Origin of the sequence: Streptomyces sp. NBC_00490 (assembly GCF_036013645.1) — a bacterium.
GTDB classification, from domain to species: domain Bacteria; phylum Actinomycetota; class Actinomycetes; order Streptomycetales; family Streptomycetaceae; genus Streptomyces; species Streptomyces canus_F.
This window is the reverse complement of the sequence record NZ_CP107869.1, coordinates 4,703,911-4,722,216: the sequence shown is the minus strand read 5'-3', so window position 1 is coordinate 4,722,216 and position 18,306 is coordinate 4,703,911. Positions and strand designations below refer to the sequence as shown.

General features: G+C 70.1%; 16 protein-coding genes. 5 read left to right on the top strand and 11 right to left on the bottom strand.

What is annotated here, in order from left to right:
- Positions 1-130: 130 nt before the first annotated feature.
- Both OG381_RS21220 and OG381_RS21215 read left to right on the top strand, forming a co-directional pair.
- Positions 131-2,233, top strand: coding sequence for a PTS fructose transporter subunit IIABC (locus OG381_RS21220; RefSeq protein ID WP_327717643.1), 2,103 nt, complete (start codon positions 131-133; stop codon positions 2,231-2,233).
- Positions 2,234-2,451: 218 nt separating this feature from the next.
- Complete coding sequence (locus tag OG381_RS21215) at positions 2,452-2,703, top strand: hypothetical protein (protein ID WP_327717642.1); 252 nt, start codon at positions 2,452-2,454, stop codon at positions 2,701-2,703.
- 45 nt (positions 2,704-2,748) lie between these two features.
- Here the strand turns inward: OG381_RS21215 and OG381_RS21210 are convergent, their stop codons facing one another.
- The 4 genes from OG381_RS21210 to OG381_RS21195 all read right to left on the bottom strand — a co-directional run bounded on the left by OG381_RS21210 (position 2,749) and on the right by OG381_RS21195 (position 7,469).
- Positions 2,749-3,495 (bottom strand): DUF6227 family protein, encoded by a 747-nt coding sequence (locus tag OG381_RS21210; RefSeq protein WP_327717641.1) that lies wholly within the window; start codon positions 3,493-3,495, stop codon positions 2,749-2,751.
- A gap of 234 nt (positions 3,496-3,729) precedes the next feature.
- On the bottom strand, positions 3,730-4,950 hold the full coding sequence (locus tag OG381_RS21205; RefSeq protein ID WP_327717640.1) for a L,D-transpeptidase: 1,221 nt from the start codon (positions 4,948-4,950) through the stop codon (positions 3,730-3,732).
- A gap of 241 nt (positions 4,951-5,191) precedes the next feature.
- Complete coding sequence (locus OG381_RS21200) at positions 5,192-6,220, bottom strand: P1 family peptidase (RefSeq protein ID WP_327717639.1); 1,029 nt, start codon at positions 6,218-6,220, stop codon at positions 5,192-5,194.
- A 40-nt stretch (positions 6,221-6,260) separates the two neighbouring features.
- Positions 6,261-7,469 carry a low temperature requirement protein A gene (locus tag OG381_RS21195; protein WP_327717638.1) on the bottom strand — a complete coding sequence of 403 codons (1,209 nt, stop codon included), beginning with the start codon at positions 7,467-7,469 and terminating at the stop codon, positions 6,261-6,263.
- Between the two features lie 95 nt (positions 7,470-7,564).
- Here OG381_RS21195 and OG381_RS21190 point away from each other — a divergent pair, with 95 nt between their 5' ends.
- Positions 7,565-7,747, top strand: coding sequence for a hypothetical protein (locus OG381_RS21190; protein ID WP_327717637.1), 183 nt, complete (start codon positions 7,565-7,567; stop codon positions 7,745-7,747).
- A 43-nt stretch (positions 7,748-7,790) separates the two neighbouring features.
- Here the strand turns inward: OG381_RS21190 and mscL are convergent, their stop codons facing one another.
- The 6 genes from mscL to OG381_RS21160 form a co-directional block, all read right to left on the bottom strand.
- The gene (mscL, locus tag OG381_RS21185; protein ID WP_327717635.1) at positions 7,791-8,264 is read right to left on the bottom strand and encodes a large conductance mechanosensitive channel protein MscL; all 474 of its coding nucleotides are present in this window, start codon (positions 8,262-8,264) and stop codon (positions 7,791-7,793) included.
- 138 nt (positions 8,265-8,402) lie between these two features.
- Positions 8,403-8,948, bottom strand: a complete 546-nt coding sequence (locus OG381_RS21180) for a hypothetical protein (RefSeq protein ID WP_327717634.1) — start codon at positions 8,946-8,948, stop codon at positions 8,403-8,405.
- A gap of 157 nt (positions 8,949-9,105) precedes the next feature.
- Positions 9,106-9,939 (bottom strand): S-methyl-5'-thioadenosine phosphorylase, encoded by an 834-nt coding sequence (locus OG381_RS21175; protein ID WP_327717633.1) that lies wholly within the window; start codon positions 9,937-9,939, stop codon positions 9,106-9,108.
- Between the two features lie 100 nt (positions 9,940-10,039).
- Positions 10,040-10,345: an FmdB family zinc ribbon protein gene (locus tag OG381_RS21170; RefSeq protein WP_327717632.1), complete on the bottom strand. Its 306-nt coding sequence runs from the start codon at positions 10,343-10,345 to the stop codon at positions 10,040-10,042.
- 67 nt (positions 10,346-10,412) lie between these two features.
- Positions 10,413-11,675 (bottom strand): MFS transporter, encoded by a 1,263-nt coding sequence (locus tag OG381_RS21165; RefSeq protein ID WP_327717631.1) that lies wholly within the window; start codon positions 11,673-11,675, stop codon positions 10,413-10,415.
- Positions 11,676-12,008: 333 nt separating this feature from the next.
- Positions 12,009-13,544, bottom strand: a complete 1,536-nt coding sequence (locus OG381_RS21160; protein WP_327717630.1) for a potassium/proton antiporter — start codon at positions 13,542-13,544, stop codon at positions 12,009-12,011.
- Between the two features lie 242 nt (positions 13,545-13,786).
- On the opposite strand from OG381_RS21160, the gene OG381_RS21155 reads away from it, so the two are divergent.
- On the top strand, positions 13,787-16,606 hold the full coding sequence (locus OG381_RS21155) for a penicillin acylase family protein (RefSeq protein WP_327717629.1): 2,820 nt from the start codon (positions 13,787-13,789) through the stop codon (positions 16,604-16,606).
- A 78-nt stretch (positions 16,607-16,684) separates the two neighbouring features.
- Here OG381_RS21155 and OG381_RS21150 read toward each other — a convergent pair whose 3' ends face one another.
- Positions 16,685-17,269: a 5-formyltetrahydrofolate cyclo-ligase gene (locus OG381_RS21150; protein ID WP_327717628.1), complete on the bottom strand. Its 585-nt coding sequence runs from the start codon at positions 17,267-17,269 to the stop codon at positions 16,685-16,687.
- A gap of 132 nt (positions 17,270-17,401) precedes the next feature.
- On the opposite strand from OG381_RS21150, the gene galU reads away from it, so the two are divergent.
- The gene (gene galU, locus OG381_RS21145) at positions 17,402-18,304 is read left to right on the top strand and encodes a UTP--glucose-1-phosphate uridylyltransferase GalU (RefSeq protein WP_307029516.1); all 903 of its coding nucleotides are present in this window, start codon (positions 17,402-17,404) and stop codon (positions 18,302-18,304) included.
- Positions 18,305-18,306 lie beyond the last annotated feature (2 nt).

The window sequence follows — 18,306 nt, the reverse complement described above, 5'->3', positions numbered from 1 at the left end:
CCGCCCGGTGGGGGCGGGGCTTCCCCGGTTCCGCCCCCACCACCCCCTGTTTCCCCACCCGTACCCCCGTCCCCACCCCCGCCCTCGCCCACCTCTCCCCCCGGGCGACACGCGTGCGAAGGAGCCCGCGATGAGCGACATGATCACCGCGGACCTGGTCGATCTCGACCTGTCCGCCGACACCAAGGAAGCGGCGGCACGCGCCCTCGCCCAGCGCATGGTGACCCTGGGCCGGGTGACCGACCTGGAGGGCTTCCTCGCCGACGTGGCCGCCCGCGAGGCACAGATGCCGACCGGTCTCGACGGCGGCATCGGCATCCCGCACTGCCGCAGCGAGCACGTCACCGAGCCGACGCTCGCCTTCGGGCGCAGTGCGGCCGGGATCGACTTCGGCGCGCCGGACGGTCCCGCCGACCTGATCTTCCTGATCGCGGCGCCCGCCGGTGCCGACGACGCCCATCTGACGATCCTGTCCTCGCTGGCGCGGCAGTTGATGAACTCCGAGTTCACCGACGCGCTGCGCTCGGCGGGGGACGCGGCGGGCGCGGCGGCGCTGATCCGCGGGGACGCGCCGGACGCCGGGGGCGCGGACGCCTCCGAGGGCTCGGGCGGTGCTTCCGAGGGCGCGAAGAGCGCCGTGGGTGCCTCCGTGGACACCTCCGCAGACTCCGTGGCGGCGTCGGGGGCGGCCTCCTCCGACGCCGCCACGGGCAACACTCCCGGCGAGGGCGAGCACCCCTTCCGGATCGTCGCCGTCACCTCCTGTCCGACCGGTATCGCCCACACGTACATGGCGGCCGAGTCGCTGGAGAAGGCGGGCCGCGAGGCGGGCGTCGAACTCGTCGTCGAGACGCAGGGCTCGGCCGGCTTCACCCGGCTCGACCCGGCCGTCATCGCTGCGGCGGACGGCGTGATCTTCGCCCATGACGTACCCGTACGCGACAAGGACCGTTTCGCCGGCAAGCCGACCGTCGACGTCGGCGTGAAGGCGGGCATCAACCGTCCCGCGGAACTGATCGGCGACGTGCGCGGCAAGGCGGCGCGCGGTGAGGTGACGGGGGGCGCCGCGGGTACGCCGGTCGAGCGGGCCGGTGAGTCCGGCGACGGCTACGGCACCAAGCTGCGCAAGTGGCTGATGACCGGCGTGAGCTACATGGTCCCGTTCGTCGCGGCGGGCGGTCTGCTGATCGCTCTCGGCTTCGCCATCGGCGGCTGGGAGATCACCAAGGCGCCCTCGGTCATGGAGCACTTCTCCTGGACCCAGGTCGACAGCTGGGGCGCCCTGCTGCTCCAGATCGGTCAGGTCGCCTTCGGCTTCCTCATCCCCGTCCTCGCCGGATACATCGCTTACGGCATGGCGGACCGCCCGGGTCTCGTCCCCGGCTTCGTCGGCGGAATGATCGCTTCCAACATCGCCGCGGGCTTCCTCGGCGGTCTGGCCGCCGGCCTGCTGGCGGGTGGCGTGGTCCTCGCGATCCAGCGGATCAAGATCCCGCCGGTGATGCGCGGCATCATGCCGGTCGTGGTGATCCCTCTGATCTCCTCGATCGTCGTCGGCTTCCTGATGTTCGTCGTGATCGGCAAGCCCATCGCGGAGGCCCAGAAGGGCATGACGGACTGGCTCTCCGGCCTCTCCGGTACCAACGCCGTCCTGCTCGGCGTCCTGCTCGGCCTGATGATGTGCTTCGACCTCGGCGGCCCGGTCAACAAGGTCGCGTACGCCTTCGCCACCGCCGGCATCGCCGTCCAGGACCCCAGCGACTCCGCGATGCAGATCATGGCCGCCGTGATGGCCGCGGGCATGGTCCCGCCGCTGGGCATGGCGCTGGCGACCACCGTCCGTAAGAAGCTCTTCACCCAGACCGAACGCGAGAACGGCAAGGCCGCCTGGGTCCTCGGTGCCTCCTTCATCTCCGAAGGCGCGATCCCGTTCGCCGCGGCGGACCCGCTGCGTGTCATCCCGGCCTCGATGGCGGGCGGCGCTGTCACCGGCGCCCTGTCGATGGCCTTCGGCGCCACGCTGCGCGCCCCGCACGGCGGCATCTTCGTGGTCCCGCTGATCGGCAGCCCGCTTCTCTACCTGCTGGCCATCGCCATCGGTACGGCGATCACGGCAGGCCTGGTCATCGTCCTCAAGGGCCTGCGCAAGACGGCCCCGGACGGCGTGGCCACCGGCTCCGACGAGTCCGCGGCGGTTCCGGCGGCGGAGGCGAAGCAGCCCGTGGCGGCGTAAGCGGCGGGAGGCGTGGGCGGGCGCACCTGGCCCGCCCAGGCAAGGCCGGCCGGTCGCAACCCTGGCGGGACGGGGCTGCGACCGGCCGCAGCCGTTTCACCGGCCGCAGCGTTTATCGGCCCTGTGTCCCTTTGGGCGGCTGTGAGTTGTTCACGGCACCTGCGAGATACGTCACGGTCCGGGGTCAAAGTCCCGGACCGTGGTGTCTACTGGGGCGCATGCCTGAGCACGTCTCGATCTACCAGCTGACGGGCATGGCCGTCCTCGCCCTGGCGACCGTCGTCTGGGCGATCGGCCTGACCCGCGTCCTGCGCCGCGGCCGCGAGGCCGCCCTGTGGCGGACCTCCGCCTCCCTCCCGGCCCTCCCGTACCAGCGGCAGACCGGCCCCGCACTGGAGTCCGTACAGCTGACTCCGGCGGAGCACGACGCGTTCGCGGGACTGGTACGACAGCTGAGCGACGGCCGCTGACCGAGCGGCTGAGGCGGGGCAGGAGCCTCGGATGCGTGGGGTGGGTTACGAGACCCGGGCCGCGCGCCGTTCCATCGCCTCGCGCGCCGCGTCCTCGGAGACGTACACCTCGCACATGTGCCGCCCGTCGGGCGTGGCCGTGTGCTCGACCTCCCACAGGGAGATCTCCTTGCCGTCGCGCAGCAGGAACGCGTGCTCGTAGAGCGAGAAGCACAGCCCGATCCGCCCCGCACGGCACGGCTTGCCGAAAGCCTGCGTGATCTGGTGCGCGAACGCCGACGTCAGCAGCGTCGCCGTCGCCGCGTCCGGCCGGTCCGGGTTCTCCGCGCGGCGCAGGAGCCGGCGCGCGTGATCCGCCGAGTCGTCGGGCACGTACGCGTGCCGGGGCGCGGGGACCGGCGACAGCTGCACCGTCACCGGCAGCTCGAAGTCCGGTGCGTCCGGCGGCAGCGGCAGCCGCGCCGTGGCCGCGCGCAGCTCCTCCTCGTCGACGTACACCTCGTGCTGCGGGACGCTGCCCGGCGCGGTGTTGTGAACCAGCTCCCAGAGGGTGAGTGCCGAGCCGTCGGCGAGCAGCCAGGTGTGGCGGTACGTCTCGCGGTGCAGCCCCGCGCTGTGGTGCGCGGAGTGCAGCGAGCTGTCGTGCGCGAGCGCGCAGTCGAGCCGCCGTATCGTCTCGTCGGGCAGCTCGAAGGAGTTCAGCGCACGGCCGAGAAGTCGCGCGAGGTGCTCCTCCGGAGACTCGGGCGACTCGCGTGGCTCGTACGCTGCTGTCTCGTACGGAACGCTCAAGGTTTCTCCCGGCGTTGCTGCATGTCACCTTGTGGGTGCATACCGTAGCCCCTCGGTCGGACATCATGTCCGGGAACCGAGAAAACGTGCGCACAGAAAACGCTCAGGCCGCGTGAGAAGTTCCCACGCGACCCGAAGCCCCGTCAAAAACCGCCGGTCAGAAGGTACTTGCCGCGTCAAGGCGCCCCGGGCGGCGCACCGCCGCCCGCGTGCGCCCCGGCGCTCAGCGGGCGCCTATGCGGCGCTTCCCGCGGTCCACTCGGTCCACGACATGTTCCAGCCGTTGAGCCCGTTGTCCGGCGACACCGTCTTGTCGGGGGAGTTCTTGACGATCACGACGTCCCCGAGGATGGACTCGTCGTAGAACCACTTGGCGTTCGTGTCGCCCTGCCCGCCCTGGACGTCCTGCAGTCCGACGCAGCCGTGGCTGGTGCCCTGCCGGCCGAAGGGCGGATTGGCCTTGTTGTACCAGTAGTTGCCGTGCAGGAACGTCCCCGACTGCGTGAGCCGCATCGCGTGCGGCACGTCCGGGATGTCGTAGGCGTTGTCGAGGCCGACCGTCCGGCTGTCCATGCGCAGCTTCGCGGACTTCTCGGAGATCACCATCTGGCCGTTGTACGTGGTGTTCTGGGCGTCACCCGTCGAGATCGGGACCTTCTTGAGGGTCGTCCCGTCGCGCACGACCGTCATGGTCTGGGTGTCGGCGTCGACCGTGGAGACCTGCGACCGCCCGATCGTGAAGGTGACGGTCTTCTTCTGCACCCCGACGACGTCGTTCGCGCCCTCGACGCCGTCCAGGTCGATCTTCATCGTGACCTTGGAGCCGGCCTTCCAGTACTCCTCGGGCCGGAAGTCGACGCGCTGCGAGCCGAACCAGTGCCCGACGACCTTCTGCCCGCTGCTGGACGAGACCGTGATGTGCGACTGCACGGCCTTCTTGTCGCTGATGGCCTTGTCGAAGGTGAACGACACCGGCATCCCGACGCCCACCGTCGTCCCGTTGTCCGGCGTGTACGTCCCGATGAAGCTGTTGGCCTTGCTGACCGTCGTGAAGGTCGAGTCGGCCGCGGTGGTCCGCCCGTCGGGGTCCTTCGCCTTGGCCGATATCTCGTACTTCGTCTCGCGTTCCAACTGCTCCTTCGGCGTCCAACTGCCGCCGTTCGCCGAGATGAACCCCGGCACCGACTGCCCCGTCCCCGCCACGGTCATCTTCACGTCGGTCAGCTTGCCGTCGCTGACCTTCACTCCCGTCGTGTTGATCGACGCACCCGTCGAACCGTCCTTGGCCGATATGGCGATCTTCGCCTCGGACGTCTTGGCGGAATCCCCGCCCGGCTTGCCGTCGTCCTTCCCGGCATCGGCGCCGCCCCCGCAGGCGGTGAGGGTGAGGGCGCCGACCGCCAGGACGGCACAGGCCCCGAGTGTGCGCCGCGCTGATATGTCCGGCGTTGTCACGATCTACTCCAGGTTCGTGTGATGTGCGTGATCCGCTCCCATGCGTGGAGAAAGAGCGAATCCATGACCGGTCGGGTTCCCTCCGACAGCCGTGAACGTCATCACGTGACACAACCGGGACAATCGTGCGTACGAAATGCGCCACCCGCGGGCCGGCGGGTGCCGGAGCCGACCCACCACCGGCTCCGGCACCCGACACGGTCGCCCGAGCCCCGTCACCCGCCCCCGTGCAACTGCCCCTTCACCGTCCTCCGTACAACTCCCCGTACGACGGCCATGTCCCGCCCGGTCCGTCCACCGACCGGGCCGCGCGCACGGCCCGCACGATCGCACGCGTCACCACGTCGGCGCCCGCCTCCAGCAGAGGGTTGAGGGCGAGCGGGTGCTCGGAGTCGAGTGCGCGCTGCCCCGTCGCCAGGGTGAACACCGTGTCGCCGTCGTGGAGGAGGTGCACGGGCCGCACGGCGCGCGCGATGCCGTCGTGTGCCGTTCCGGCGAGTTTCTGCGCCTGCGCCTTCGACAGTGCCGCGTCGGTGGCGACGACGGCGAGCGTGGTGTTCAGCGGAGGCGGCGCGTTCTTCGCCGCGGTCTCGGCGAGGCGCCGGCGCGCGGCCTCGTGGACGCGCGCGTCCGGAGACTCGACGCGTCCCTGGAGCAACTCCCCGTACAGGATGCCCGTTCCGGGCTCCACCACGGAGCCCGCGGCGTTGGCCACCACCAGCGCGGCGACCGTGATCCCCGAGTCGAGCACGGTGCTCGCGGTACCGACTCCGCCCTTCATCGCCCCGACCACGGCCCCCGTACCCGCGCCCACGCCCCCTTCCCGCACCACCGCGCCGACCGCGCTCGCCGCGGCCGCCTCGACCGCGGCCCGGCCCATGGCCGCATCGGGCCGGGCCCGGAAGTCGCCGCCCCGCGCCAGGTCGAAGACGCAGGCGGCGGGTACGACGGGAACGACGTGCGCCGGATCCACCCCGACAGGCACTCCGCGCCCCCGCTCCTCCAGCCACGCCATCACGCCGGACGCGGCGTCGAGCCCGTACGCGCTGCCGCCGGTCAGCACGATCGCGTCGACCTTCTGCACGACGTTGCGCGGGTCGAGGGCGTCGGTCTCCTTGGTGCCGGGGCCGCCGCCGCGGACATCCACGGCGGCGACGGCACCGCCCTCGGGGGCGAGCACGACGGTGGTACCGGTGAGCCAGCCGTCGCCGACGCGCGTCGCGTGTCCCACGCGCACGCCGGTGACGTCGGTCAGAGCGTCAACTGTCATGGGACCAGTCTCGTCCAGTCACCGGCGCCGTCCCAGGAGGTCACACGACCGGACCTGTCTCCTTGCTCTCCCCGGTCGAAGTGCGCGCCGTCAGCGTCACGCCGGTCGCGACCGCGAGCGCCGAGACGATGCCCGCCGCGAGCACGGCCCCGTCGCCCAGGAACGTGCAGAGGATCACCAGGAGTGCCGTGGTCGGCAGTACCAGTTGCTGGGCGATGCCGACCTTGAAGTGGCGCGAGTGCAGGGCCCACACGGTGAGCAGGTAGAGCGCGGTCGGCAGGGTCACTGCGGCCGACGCGGCCAGCGTGGAGATGTGCGCCTTGCCCACCGCCTGCTCGACGGCGACCTCCAGGCCGGCGCCGATCGCGGCCGCCGAGGCGAAGATCAGGTAGTGGCCGTAGCCCCACAGGAAGGCCTGCTTGTTGGAGCGGAGATGGCCGTGGATCGGCACGGCGAAGTAGATCCACCACGCGGAGAAGACGATCAGCAGGCCACCCATGGCGATCGGCAGCAGTTCACCGAGCGCGTCGTTCTCCTCCACGCCCGACTTCACGGCGATGGTGGCCGCGGCGATCGTCTCGCCGAGCACGATGATCGTGAACAGGCCGTAGCGCTCGGAGATGTGGTGCGGGTGCCAGGAGGTGGCGAAGTCCTTCTCCGCGTACCGCGGCACGCACATCTCGATGATCGCCATCACCAGGAACACCCAGGGCCGCCCGCCCTCGGGCAGGACCAGCAGCCCCAGCCAGCCGACGAGGCAGAGCAGCACGCCGCCGGCATAGCGCAGGGCCGTCGTCCTCTCCGGGCCCTCGCTCGATCCGGCCACGCGCAGCCACTGCGCCGACATGGCGAGCCGCATGATCACGTAGCCCAGCCAGACGACGAGGAAGTCATGGTCCGCGAACGCCTTGGAGACCCCGGCCGCGAGCACCAGCACACCGGCGATCTGGACCAGGGTGACGACCCGGTAGAGGACGTCGTCGTTGTCGTACGCCGAGGCGAACCAGGAGAAGTTCATCCAGGCCCACCAGATGGCGAAGAAGACCATCGCGTAGTTGAGGATCCCTTCGCCCGCGTGCGACTCGGCCACGGCGTGCACGAGTTGCACGCCCGCCTGGGCGATGGCCACGACGAAACACAGGTCGAAGAAGAGTTCCAGGGGCGAGGCGACCCGGTGGGCCTCGTCGCGGCCGCGGGCGGTGAGCCTGCCCAGGGGCGCCGGGGAGGGAGTGGAGCTGGACGACGTCATGGGTCCAAGCACAGCAGATGCGGACGGCGCGGACCATGACCGCCGTCGGGAACGACCAGGACGGCCGTCGCCTCCCGGGGTCGTACCCTGGACACATGAGCACCGCTTCCGACCCCGCCCCCGAGCCGCGCGCTCCGAAGCCGTCGCTGGTCTTCGACGACCCGCTGGACCAGCAGTCCTCGGACGACACGGACCACGGCTGGGGCGAGCGGCCCGGCGCCGACAGCGCGGCCGACCTGAAGCGCTTCCTCGACGAGAAGCCGCCCCACCACCTCTGACCGAGCCGCACGGCAGCCCGGCCAAGGAGGCGGACCGTGTCCGTCACCGCCCGTCGTGACCGGACCCCCGCTGGGCGACCAGCGCGTCGCGGATCTCCTTGAGGACCTCCAGCTCGGTCACCTCCATGACCTCCTGCGTGTTCTCCTTTGCCTTCCTGCGGGCCTCCTGCCGGGCCAGGTACTTCGCCATCGGCAGGACCATCAGGAAGTAGACGACCGCCGCGGTGATCACGAAGCTGAGCGTCGCGCCGAGCACGGTGCCCCATCTGATCGGGATGCCGCTCACCACGGTGCCGTCCGCCGTCACCTCGCACGGGTCCTTCAGACACGAGCTGTAGCTGTCGAGGTTCTTGGTGCCGACCGCCCCGACCAGCGGGTTGATCACGCCCTTCACCACCGAGTTGACGACGTTGGTGAAGGCGGCGCCGATGACCACCGCGACTGCCAGATCGATGACGTTCCCGCGCATCAGGAAGGCCTTGAAGCCCTCCAGGATGCTCGGCTTCTTCTCGCTCACCTAGGGGACTCTCCTCGCACGCACAGGTTGTGGAACAAACAGCTCCGCAACCTACGTCAACGCGAGGCGCCCCTGTCCAATTGGGCAGCTCGAACGAGGGACTTGACAGGAATCCGCGCAACAGGCGGATCGCACGGCTCAACACAGTGTCACCGCCAGTCGTGCCGTGGCGCTCGCGCCCGCGAGACGCACCGCGGCCGGACGCGGCACCGAGAGCACGACCAGCGCCCCGCTCTCCGCGGCACCCTCCACAGGCTCCGGCACCTTCTTCACCCGCACCCCGCGCGCGAGCACCCGGGCGTCGCCTCCCGTCGCCGTCGTCCCGGCGGCGATCACGTCGACCCGGTCACCGGGCCGCAACAGCAGCACCGTGGCTCCGTCGGCGATCCGCACCGGTGCCGTCACCATCTCCACGGCGCGACGCTCCCGCACCGGCGCGGCCACGGGATGCCCGCGCGCCCCGTCGGAGTCGCCCGGACCGACGGCCACCAGCGCGGCCGCGGTGACCGCCAGGCCCGCCGCCACGGCCCGTCGGCGATGCCTGACGAGCCGGGCCAGTTGATGCCGCCCGCCGCGCACCCGCACGGGAGCGAAGTGCGGCACCTCGCATGTCGCGGGAGCGTCGGTGCCGGGCGGGTGCGGAGCAAGGGGGGAGAAGGGCGGGGGAGACGGAGCGAAGGACACGGGGAACCACCACCTGTCAGGAGGGATCGGCTTGCAGGACCACGATGGGGCCTCGCGCTACCGCCCGCCGGGACAGGTGGATCACCGCTCGGTTGTGGACAACTCCCTCACCCGAAGGAGCAGTTCCGCCCGTGCCGGGGTGCCGTTCTCCACAGCGTCACGGCAGTTCGAACCCGGGGTCCATGCCGCCCAGCGCCGTGCTGCACAGGCAGTCCCGCTCCTCGTTCGCCGGCAGCGCGGCCACCGCGTCGAACAGCACTCCCCGCAGCCGGTCCACGTTCGCCGCGAACACCCGCAGCACCTCGTCGTGCGAGACGCCCTCACCGGTCTCGGCGCCCGCGTCGAGGTCCGTGACCAGGGTCAACGACGTGTAGCAGAGCTCGAGTTCACGGGCGAGCGACGCCTCGGGGTGGCCGGTCATGCCCACCACCGACCAGCCCTGCGCCCGGTGCCACAGTGATTCGGCACGCGTCGAGAAGCGCGGTCCCTCGATCACGACCAGGGTCCCGCCGTCGACCGCCTCCCAGTCCCGGCCGTGCGCGGCCTTCAGCGCCGCCGCCCGCCCGACGGGGCAGTAGGGGTCGGCCAGCGACACGTGCACCACGTTGGGCACACCGCCGTCCGGCAGCGCCAGCCCGTCGAAGTACGTCCCCGCGCGGGACTTCGTACGGTCGACCAGCTGGTCCGGCACGAGCAGCGTGCCCGGCCCGTACTCGGGGCGCAGACCGCCCACCGCACACGGACCGAGTACCTGGCGTGCCCCGACCGACCGCAGCGCCCACAGGTTGGCGCGGTAGTTGATCCGGTGCGGCGGCAGATGGTGGCCGCGTCCGTGCCGGGGCAGGAAGGCGACCCGACGGCCCGCTATCTCACCGAGGAACAGGGAGTCACTGGGCGGTCCGTACGGGGTGTCCACCTGGATCTCGGTCACGTCGTCGAGGAACGAGTAGAAGCCCGAGCCGCCGATTACGCCGATCTCTGCGTTCGCCATGACCCGCACACTAGCTGGCCCCGGCAGCGGGCAGAGAAGGGCTCCGGAAAACACCGAGGACCCTGTCGTCGTACGACGACAGGGTCCCGCGGGCGCGTCTTTAAGCGGCGGAGGTGCTGCTGCTGGAGGAGGTGCCGGTGCTCGACGGCTTCGAGTCCGAGGACGTCGATGTCGAGGTGGACGGAGAGGACGTCGACGGCTTCGACGCCGGCGAGGTGCTCGACGAGGAGCCGCGGCTGTCGTTGCGGTAGAAGCCGGAGCCCTTGAAGACGATGCCGACTGCGGAGAACACCTTCTTGAGGCGCCCCTGGCAGTTCGGGCACTCGGTCAGAGCGTCGTCGGTGAACTTCTGCACCGCCTCGAGGCCCTCGCCGCACTCGGTGCACTGGTACTGGTAGGTCGGCACTGTCTTCCTCCTGGCACTCTCACTCAATGAGTGCTAACGATGGTCCATAGTGACGTATTCCCGAGGATCAGTCCACCGCCACCGGCACGCGGTGACCGACGCCACGTGCGACGGTCCGGGTCCGGGGGCGCGTCGTCAGGCGTGACCGGAGGGCCAACAGGGTCGCCAGGGCGAGCGAGGTGCCGACCATCGGGACGAGGAATCCTGCACCGGTCCAGAAGCGGTCCTCCAGCTGTCCGGCAGCCGTGACGGCGGCCGCCTGGCCGAGCGCCACCGCACCGGTCAGCCAGGTGAAGGCCTCGGTACGGGCACCGGCCGGCACCAGGCTCTCGACCAGGGTGTAGCCGGTGATCAGCGCGGGCGCGATGCACATGCCGACCAGAAGGCCGAGCCCCGCGAGCGCGAGCACCGAGTGCGCGGCCCACAGTCCGGAGGCCACCAGCGCGAGCGCGCCGTACCCGACCACGAGGCGCCGCTGCGGAGCCACCTTCCAGGCGATGGCGCCGCAGACGATCCCGGAGAGCATGTTGCCCGCGGCGAAGACGCCGTACAGGACACCGTTCAGGCCGGGCTCGCCGATCGACTCGGTGAACGCGGCCAGCGAGACCTGCATGCCGCCGAAGACGGAGCCGATGCCCAGGAACGTCACGATCAGCACGCGCACGCCGGGCACGCGCAGCGCGGAACCGTGCTCCACGCGTGCGTGCCTGTCGAGGGTGACCAGCGGCTGCGTGCTCTTCTGCGCGGCGAACAGCAGACCGCCGAGCAGGGTCAGTGCCGACTCCGTGAGCAGGCCCGCGGCCGGGTCGACGGCGGTGCACAGCGCGGTGGCCAGCAGTGGGCCGAAGACGAAGGTCAGCTCGTCCGTGACGGACTCGAACGCCGCTGCGGTGGTCATCAGGGGCGAGCCCTGGAGCTTCACGCCCCAGCGGGCGCGCACCATCGGACCGACCTGGGGCACCGAGGCGCCGGTGGGGACGGCCGCGACGAACAGTGCCCACAGAGGCGCGTGCGAGAGGGCGAGCGCCGTCAGCGTCAGACCTGACGCCGTGTGCACGAGCACGCCGGGGATCAGTACGGCGCGCTGCCCGTGGCGGTCGGCGAGGCGCCCGCTGTAGGGCGCGAACAGTGCCATGGAGACGCCGGTGACGGCCGCGGCGGCGCCTGCAGCGCCGTACGAGCCGGTGGTGTGCTGCACGAGCAGCACGATGGAGATCGTCAGCATCGCGAACGGCTGACGTGCCGCGAAGCCGGGGAGCAGGAACGTCCAGGCGCCGCGCGTGCGCAGCAGCTGCCCGTATCCCGGGCGTGCGGTGACCGTGGATGCCACGGCCCGTGCCTTTCTGCCGCCTGGTAGCGCGCCTGTGCGGGGGCGCCGAGAGCTGTCCTCTTGCGCGCACTGCGGTAGATACCGGGCCCACTGCGAAGGGGCGTCTCGGCCGCCATACGGTCGCGCCAGCACTGCGTCAGGCAGAGTTGGTTCGATCAGAATGCGCCTTCATCGTACAGGGATCAACGCCTGGTGCGCCTGTGAAAACGAGCACCATGGGCCTTGTTCACCTGCGATTACCGGTGGTGTGAACCGTACGAAACGTCCCCTTAACGACATCTCTCGACGGGACCCTTTGACGACATGGGCCGCGCCGCCCCGGTCGGCGCCCGGTCAGCGCCGCGGTGTCTCCCCGTTCGTGCCCAGCCACCCGGCCAGCTTTCCGCCGTGTCCCACCGCGCGCAGCCGTCGCTCCGCCGCGTCCCGCACGGGATCCGTGGCGACCACCAGCAGCTCGTCCCCGCGCCGCAGCACCGTGGTGGGCAGCGGAACAAACGATTTTCCCTCGCGGACTACGAGGGTGACGGCGGCCCCGGCCGGCAGCCGCAGCTCGTTGACCTCGACGCCGTGCATCTTCGATCCGTCGGGGATCAGGACGGACAGCAGGTGTCCGCGCAGCCGCTCCAGAGGCGCCGACTCGATGCCGAGGTCGGCAGCCTCCGCGTCCCCGCCCAGCCGCAGCTGGCGGGCGAGCCAGGGCAGCGTCGGCCCTTGGAGCAGGGTGTAGACGACGACCAGGACGAAGACGATGTTGAAGATACGGCGGCTGCCGTCGACACCGTTCACCATGGGGATCGTCGCCAGGATGATGGGCACGGCGCCGCGCAGTCCGGCCCAGGACATGAGGGTCTGCTCCTGCCACGGCACCCGGAACGGCGTCAGGCAGAGCACGACGCTCAGCGGGCGCGCGACCATGGTCAGCACCAGGCCGATGACGAGTGCGGGCCACACGTCGTCGCCCAGCTCGTGCGGGGTGACCAGCAGACCGAGCAGGACGAACATGCCGATCTGGGCGATCCAGCCGAGCCCTTCGGCGAAACCGCGGGTGGCGGGCCAGTGCGGCAGCTTGGCGTTGCCCAGCACCATGGAGGCGAGATAGACGGCGAGGAAGCCGCTGCCGTGCGCCAGCGCACCGGCCGCGTACGCCGTCACGGCGATCGCCATGACGGCGATCGGGTAGAGGCCGGAGGCGGGCAGCGCGACGTGCCTGAGTCCCCAGGAGCCCAGCAGGCCGACCGCGATGCCGATGGCGGCGCCGATGGCCAGTTCCAGGGTTATCTCGCCGAGGAGCGCGTACCAGTGCTCGACCGGGCCCGCGGTGGAGAAGGAGACGACCAGGATGACCACGGGGGCGTCGTTGAAGCCGGACTCGGCCTCCAGCGTGCCCGTCACGCGCGCGGGGAGGGGGATTCTGCGCAGCACGGAGAAGACCGCCGCCGCGTCCGTCGAGGACACGACCGCCCCGATGATGAGCGCCTGGCGCCACTCCAGCCCGATGAGATAGTGCGCGGCCGTCGCCGTGACCCCGACGCTCACCGCGACCCCGACCAGCGCCAGCGCGGTGGCGGACGGCAGCGCGGGCTTGATCTCCTTCCACTTCGTGCCCAGTCCGCCCTCGGCCAGGATCACGACCAGGGCCGCGTATCCGATGACCTGGGTCAGCTCGGCGTTGTCGAAGTGGATGTCGCCGATGCCGTCCTGGCCCATCGCGACGCCGATGCCCAGATATACGAGCAGGCTGGGGAGCCCGCTGCGCGAGGAGATCCGGACCGCTGCGACGGCGACGAGCAGGACGAGCGAGCAGACGAGCAGGAGCTGGTTGAGGTCGTGGACGGTCAGTGGCTGTTCCCTTCCCTGGCTCACGGGCATCACACGCGCGTGGGCTCACGTACATAGGACACGAAGGGGTGGGTCTCCGCATCCAAGTACTTCGTTACCTTACCTAACTCTTGACGATTTCTTGACACTCCGGCAGGCAAGATCGAACGTCCGTCCGTGCCGGTACCCGACTCCGCGTCAAGTGGCGTCGGGCCCTGCGCCTATGGTTGCTCCAGCGCTCATTCAAAGTCACAGCCCCGCCTGCCGCTCGCGTTAGGACAGCAAGGACAGCGATGCCCCCCAACACCACCGCCTCATCGGGTCAGAAGCCCGGCAAGTCCGGCAGGAAAAAGGGGCGCAAAGCCCGTCTGATCGTCCTCGTCCTGGTACTGGCCATCATCGGCGGCGTCGCCTACGGGGCGTACTGGTCCATCAGCACCGTCCGTGCCTCCTTCCCGCAGACCAAGGGTTCGATCACGCTCGAGGGCCTGTCCGGACCGGTCGACGTGAAGCGCGACGGCTACGGCATCCCGCAGATCTACGCCGCCTCCGACGAGGACCTGTTCATGGCGCAGGGCTACGTCCAGGCGCAGGACCGGTTCTACGAGATGGACGTGCGCCGCCACATGACCTCCGGGCGCCTGTCGGAGATGTTCGGCAAGAGCCAGGTCGACACGGACGAGTTCCTGCGCACGCTCGGCTGGGACCGGGTCGCGAAGAAGGAGTACGACACCAAGCTGTCGGCCTCCACCAAGAAGTACCTCCAGGCCTACGCCAAGGGAGTCAACGCCTACCTGCAGGGCAAGGACGGCGAGGAGATCTCCCTCGAGTACGCGGCGCTGGGCTTCGTCAACGACTACAAGCCCGAGCAGTGGACCCCCGTCGACTCGGTCGCCTGGCTGAAGGCGATGGCCTGGGACCTGCGCGGCAACATGGACGACGAGATCGACCGCGCCCTGCTCACCAGCCGCCTCGGCCCCAAGCAGATCGAGGACCTGTACCCGGGCTACCCCTACGGCCGCAACAAGGCGATCGTCCAGGAAGGCCAGTACGACGAGCTGACCAAGACGTTCGAGCAGGGCAGCGGCACCTCGGGCACGGGGACAGGCACGGGAACAGGGACCGGTACCGGTACCGGTACCGGCACCGGCACTGGCACCGGAGCGTCCACGAGCGGCACCGCGGGCACCGCCTCCACCTCGGGCACCACGGCCCTCCAGAGCCAGCTCTCGGGGCTCTACGGCGTCCTGGAGGACCTTCCCGCGGCCGTCGGCGTGAACGGCAACGGCATCGGCTCGAACTCCTGGGTCGTCGGGGGCTCGCACACCATCACCGGCAAGCCGCTGCTGGCCAACGATCCGCACCTGTCGGCCTCGCTGCCCTCCGTCTGGTACCAGATGGGCCTGCACTGCCGCACCGTCTCCAGCAAGTGCCAGTACGACGTCTCCGGCTACACCTTCGCGGGCATGCCCGGCGTCGTCATCGGCCACAACCAGGACATCTCCTGGGGCATGACCAACTCCGGCGTCGACGTCACCGACCTCTACCTGGAGAAGCTCAGCAGCAACGGCTACCTGTACGACGACAAGGTGAAGCCCTTCACCACGCGCGAGGAGACCATCAAGGTCGCCGGCGGCGAGCCCAAGACGATCGTCGTCCGGGAGACCAACAACGGGCCCCTGCTGTCCGACCGCGACGACGAACTGGTCAAGGTCGGCAAGAAGGCCACCGTCGACACCGCCGCACCCGACCGCGGCGACGGCTACGGCATCTCCCTGCGCTGGACCGCGCTGGACCCGGGCACCTCCATGGACGCCGTGTTCGCGATGGACAAGGCGACGAACTGGAACGACTTCCGCGCGGCCGCGGCCCTGTTCGACGTGCCGTCGCAGAACCTGGTCTACGCCGACACCAAGGACCACATCGGCTACACGCTCCCCGGAAAGATCCCCACGCGCGCACAGGGCGTGGACGGCTCGATCCCGCAGCCGGGCTGGGACTCCAAGTACCGCTGGACCGGCTACATCCCGCAGGACCGGCTCCCCTACGAGTACGACCCCGCGCGCGGGTACATCGTCACCGCCAACCAGGCCGTGATCGACAAGGACAAGTACCCCTACACGCTCACCACCGACTGGGGCTACGGCGCCCGCAGCCAGCGCATCACCGACCTGATCAAGTCGAAGATCGACGGCGGCGGCAAGATCTCCACCGACGACATGCGCCAGATGCAGCTGGACAACAGCAGCGAGATCGCCAAGCTGCTCGTGCCCAAGCTGCTGAAGATCGACATCGAGGACAAGGACGTCCGCGAGGCGCAGAAGCTGCTGGAGGGCTGGGACTACACCCAGGACGCCGACTCGGCGGCCGCCGCCTACTTCAACTCGGTCTGGCGCAACATCCTCAAGCTCGCCTTCGGCAACAAGCTGCCCAAGGAGCTGCGGGTCAAGGGCCAGTGCCTGTGGGTCGAACCCGTGAACACCACCGGCCCCGCCGACGAGACGGAGAACGTCCGCGAGTGCGGTCAGCGCGACGCCGACCAGGCGCAGCCGGACGGTGGCGACCGCTGGTTCGAGGTCGTGCGCAACCTCATGGAGGACGAGAAGAGCGACTGGTGGAAGACGCCCGCCGGGGTGGGCGACCGCCCCGAGGCGGAGAACCGCGACCAGCTGTTCAAGCGCGCCATGATCGACGCCCGCTGGGAGCTCACCGCCAAGCTCGGCAAGGACATCGACACCTGGAGCTGGGGCCGGCTGCACCGCCTGTTCCTGAAGAACAAGACGCTCGGCATCGAAGGCCCCGGCATCGTGCGGTACGCCCTCAACCGGGGTCCCTGGAAGCTCAGCGGCGGCGAGGCCACCGTCAACGCGACCGGGTGGAACGCCGCCGGCGGCTACGGCGTCATCTGGGTGCCGTCGATGCGGATGGTGGTCAACCTCGGCGACCTCGACAAGTCCAGGTGGATCAACCTCACCGGAGCCTCCGGACACGCCTACAGCGCCCACTACACCGACCAGACGGGCAAGTGGGCCAAGGGCGAGCTGCTGGACTGGTCCTTCTCGAAGGACGCTGTCGACAAGAACACGAGCGACACACTGGTACTGAAGCCGTGAGCCACTGACGGCGCATCGCCGAACGGGCCCTCCACGCGTGCGTGGAGGGCCCGTTCGCATGTGCTCACCTGACGTGGCTCACGCGTCGTCCCGGAAGCGGCGAACACCCGACGGCGTCACCACCGCGTGCACCGCCTGGTCGTGCACCTCCTCGGGAACGCGCTCGACGATCTCGGAGTCGTAGAGCAGCACCACCAGGGCGGGGTGGGCGCCCGCGCGCTCCAGGCGCGCCAGCACCCGGTCGTACGATCCGCCGCCGCGCCCCAGCCGCATGCCGCGCGCGTCGACCGCCAGGCCGGGCAGCAGCACGACGTCGGCCCCGGTCACGGCGTCCGGGCCCAGACGCTCCCCGGAGGGCTCGAAGAGGGCCATCTTTCCGCCGTGCCGGACGCGGGCGAGGGAGTCCGCCCCGGTGTACGCGCCCCAGTCCAGATCGTTGTCGGGCAGGAGCGCCGGAAGCAGGACGCGCACGCCCCGCGCGCGCAGCGCGTCCAGGAGCGCGAGCGTGCCGGGTTCACTCCCCACCGAGACGTACGCCGCCACCGTGCGCGCCCGCGCCAGTTCGGGCAGCCCGAGCGCCCGTCCGGCCAGCGCGGTCGCGGATTCCCGCACGTCATCGGCCGTCAACCTGTTCCTCACCGCGAGGAACTCTCGCCGCAACATTCGCTTGTCAGGCTCTCCAGGACGTCCGATGTGACTCAAAGGTCGCTCCCGTACCCTTCCAATACGCTCATATCAGAGCTAATTAACCGGAGCCTCAGATTCACTGCAAAGGCACCGGATAAGGTTGCGCGCATGACTCAGTCTCACCCTCGGATCAGCAAGGCTGTCATCCCCGCAGCAGGCCTCGGCACCCGGTTCCTGCCGGCCACCAAGGCCACTCCCAAGGAGATGCTGCCGGTCGTCGACAAGCCGGCGATCCAGTACGTGGTCGAGGAGGCCGCCTCCGCGGGTCTCGACGACGTCCTCATGATCACGGGCCGCAACAAGCGGCCGCTTGAGGACCACTTCGACCGCAACTACGAGCTGGAATCGGCGCTTCAGAAGAAGGGCGACGCCGGCCGGCTCGCGAAGGTGCAGGAGTCCAGCGACCTCGCCACCATGCACTACGTCCGCCAGGGCGACCCCAAGGGCCTCGGCCACGCCGTCCTGTGCGCGGCGCCGCACGTGGGCCACGAGCCCTTCGCAGTCCTCCTCGGCGACGACCTGATCGACCCGCGCGACCCGCTGCTCAAGCGGATGGTCGAGGTTCAGGAGCGGCACGGCGGCAGCGTCATCGCGCTCATGGAGGTCGAGCCCGAGCAGATCCACCTCTACGGTTGCGCGGCTGTCGACGCCACCGAGGACGGCGACGTGGTCAAGGTGCACGACCTCGTCGAGAAGCCGGCCGCGGCCGACGCCCCCTCCAACTACGCGATCATCGGCCGCTACGTCCTCGACCCGCACATCTTCGACATACTCCGCAAGACCGAGCCCGGCCGCGGCGGCGAGATCCAGCTCACCGACGCCCTCCAGCAGCTCGCGGCGGACGAGAAGGTCGGCGGCCCGGTGCACGGCGTCGTCTTCAAGGGCCGCCGCTATGACACCGGCGACCGTGGTGACTATCTGCGTGCCATTGTCAGACTCGCGTGCGAACGTGAAGACCTGGGCCCGGACTTCCGGACCTGGCTTCGCAGTTACGTAGCCGAGGAGATGTAGCA

What these genes read in the sequence shown, in the direction of transcription:
- OG381_RS21220 (WP_327717643.1), top strand. Translation starts at nt 131, where the DNA reads ATGAGCGACATGATCACCGCGGACCTGGTCGATCTCGACCTGTCCGCC.
- OG381_RS21215 (WP_327717642.1), top strand. Translation starts at nt 2,452, where the DNA reads ATGCCTGAGCACGTCTCGATCTACCAGCTGACGGGCATGGCCGTCCTC.
- OG381_RS21200 (WP_327717639.1), bottom strand. Translation starts at nt 6,220, where the DNA reads ATGACAGTTGACGCTCTGACCGACGTCACCGGCGTGCGCGTGGGACAC.
- OG381_RS21195 (WP_327717638.1), bottom strand. Translation starts at nt 7,469, where the DNA reads ATGACGTCGTCCAGCTCCACTCCCTCCCCGGCGCCCCTGGGCAGGCTC.
- OG381_RS21190 (WP_327717637.1), top strand. Translation starts at nt 7,565, where the DNA reads ATGAGCACCGCTTCCGACCCCGCCCCCGAGCCGCGCGCTCCGAAGCCG.
- OG381_RS21175 (WP_327717633.1), bottom strand. Translation starts at nt 9,939, where the DNA reads ATGGCGAACGCAGAGATCGGCGTAATCGGCGGCTCGGGCTTCTACTCG.
- OG381_RS21160 (WP_327717630.1), bottom strand. Translation starts at nt 13,544, where the DNA reads ATGCCCGTGAGCCAGGGAAGGGAACAGCCACTGACCGTCCACGACCTC.
- OG381_RS21155 (WP_327717629.1), top strand. Translation starts at nt 13,787, where the DNA reads ATGCCCCCCAACACCACCGCCTCATCGGGTCAGAAGCCCGGCAAGTCC.
- OG381_RS21150 (WP_327717628.1), bottom strand. Translation starts at nt 17,269, where the DNA reads ATGTTGCGGCGAGAGTTCCTCGCGGTGAGGAACAGGTTGACGGCCGAT.
- galU (WP_307029516.1), top strand. Translation starts at nt 17,402, where the DNA reads ATGACTCAGTCTCACCCTCGGATCAGCAAGGCTGTCATCCCCGCAGCA.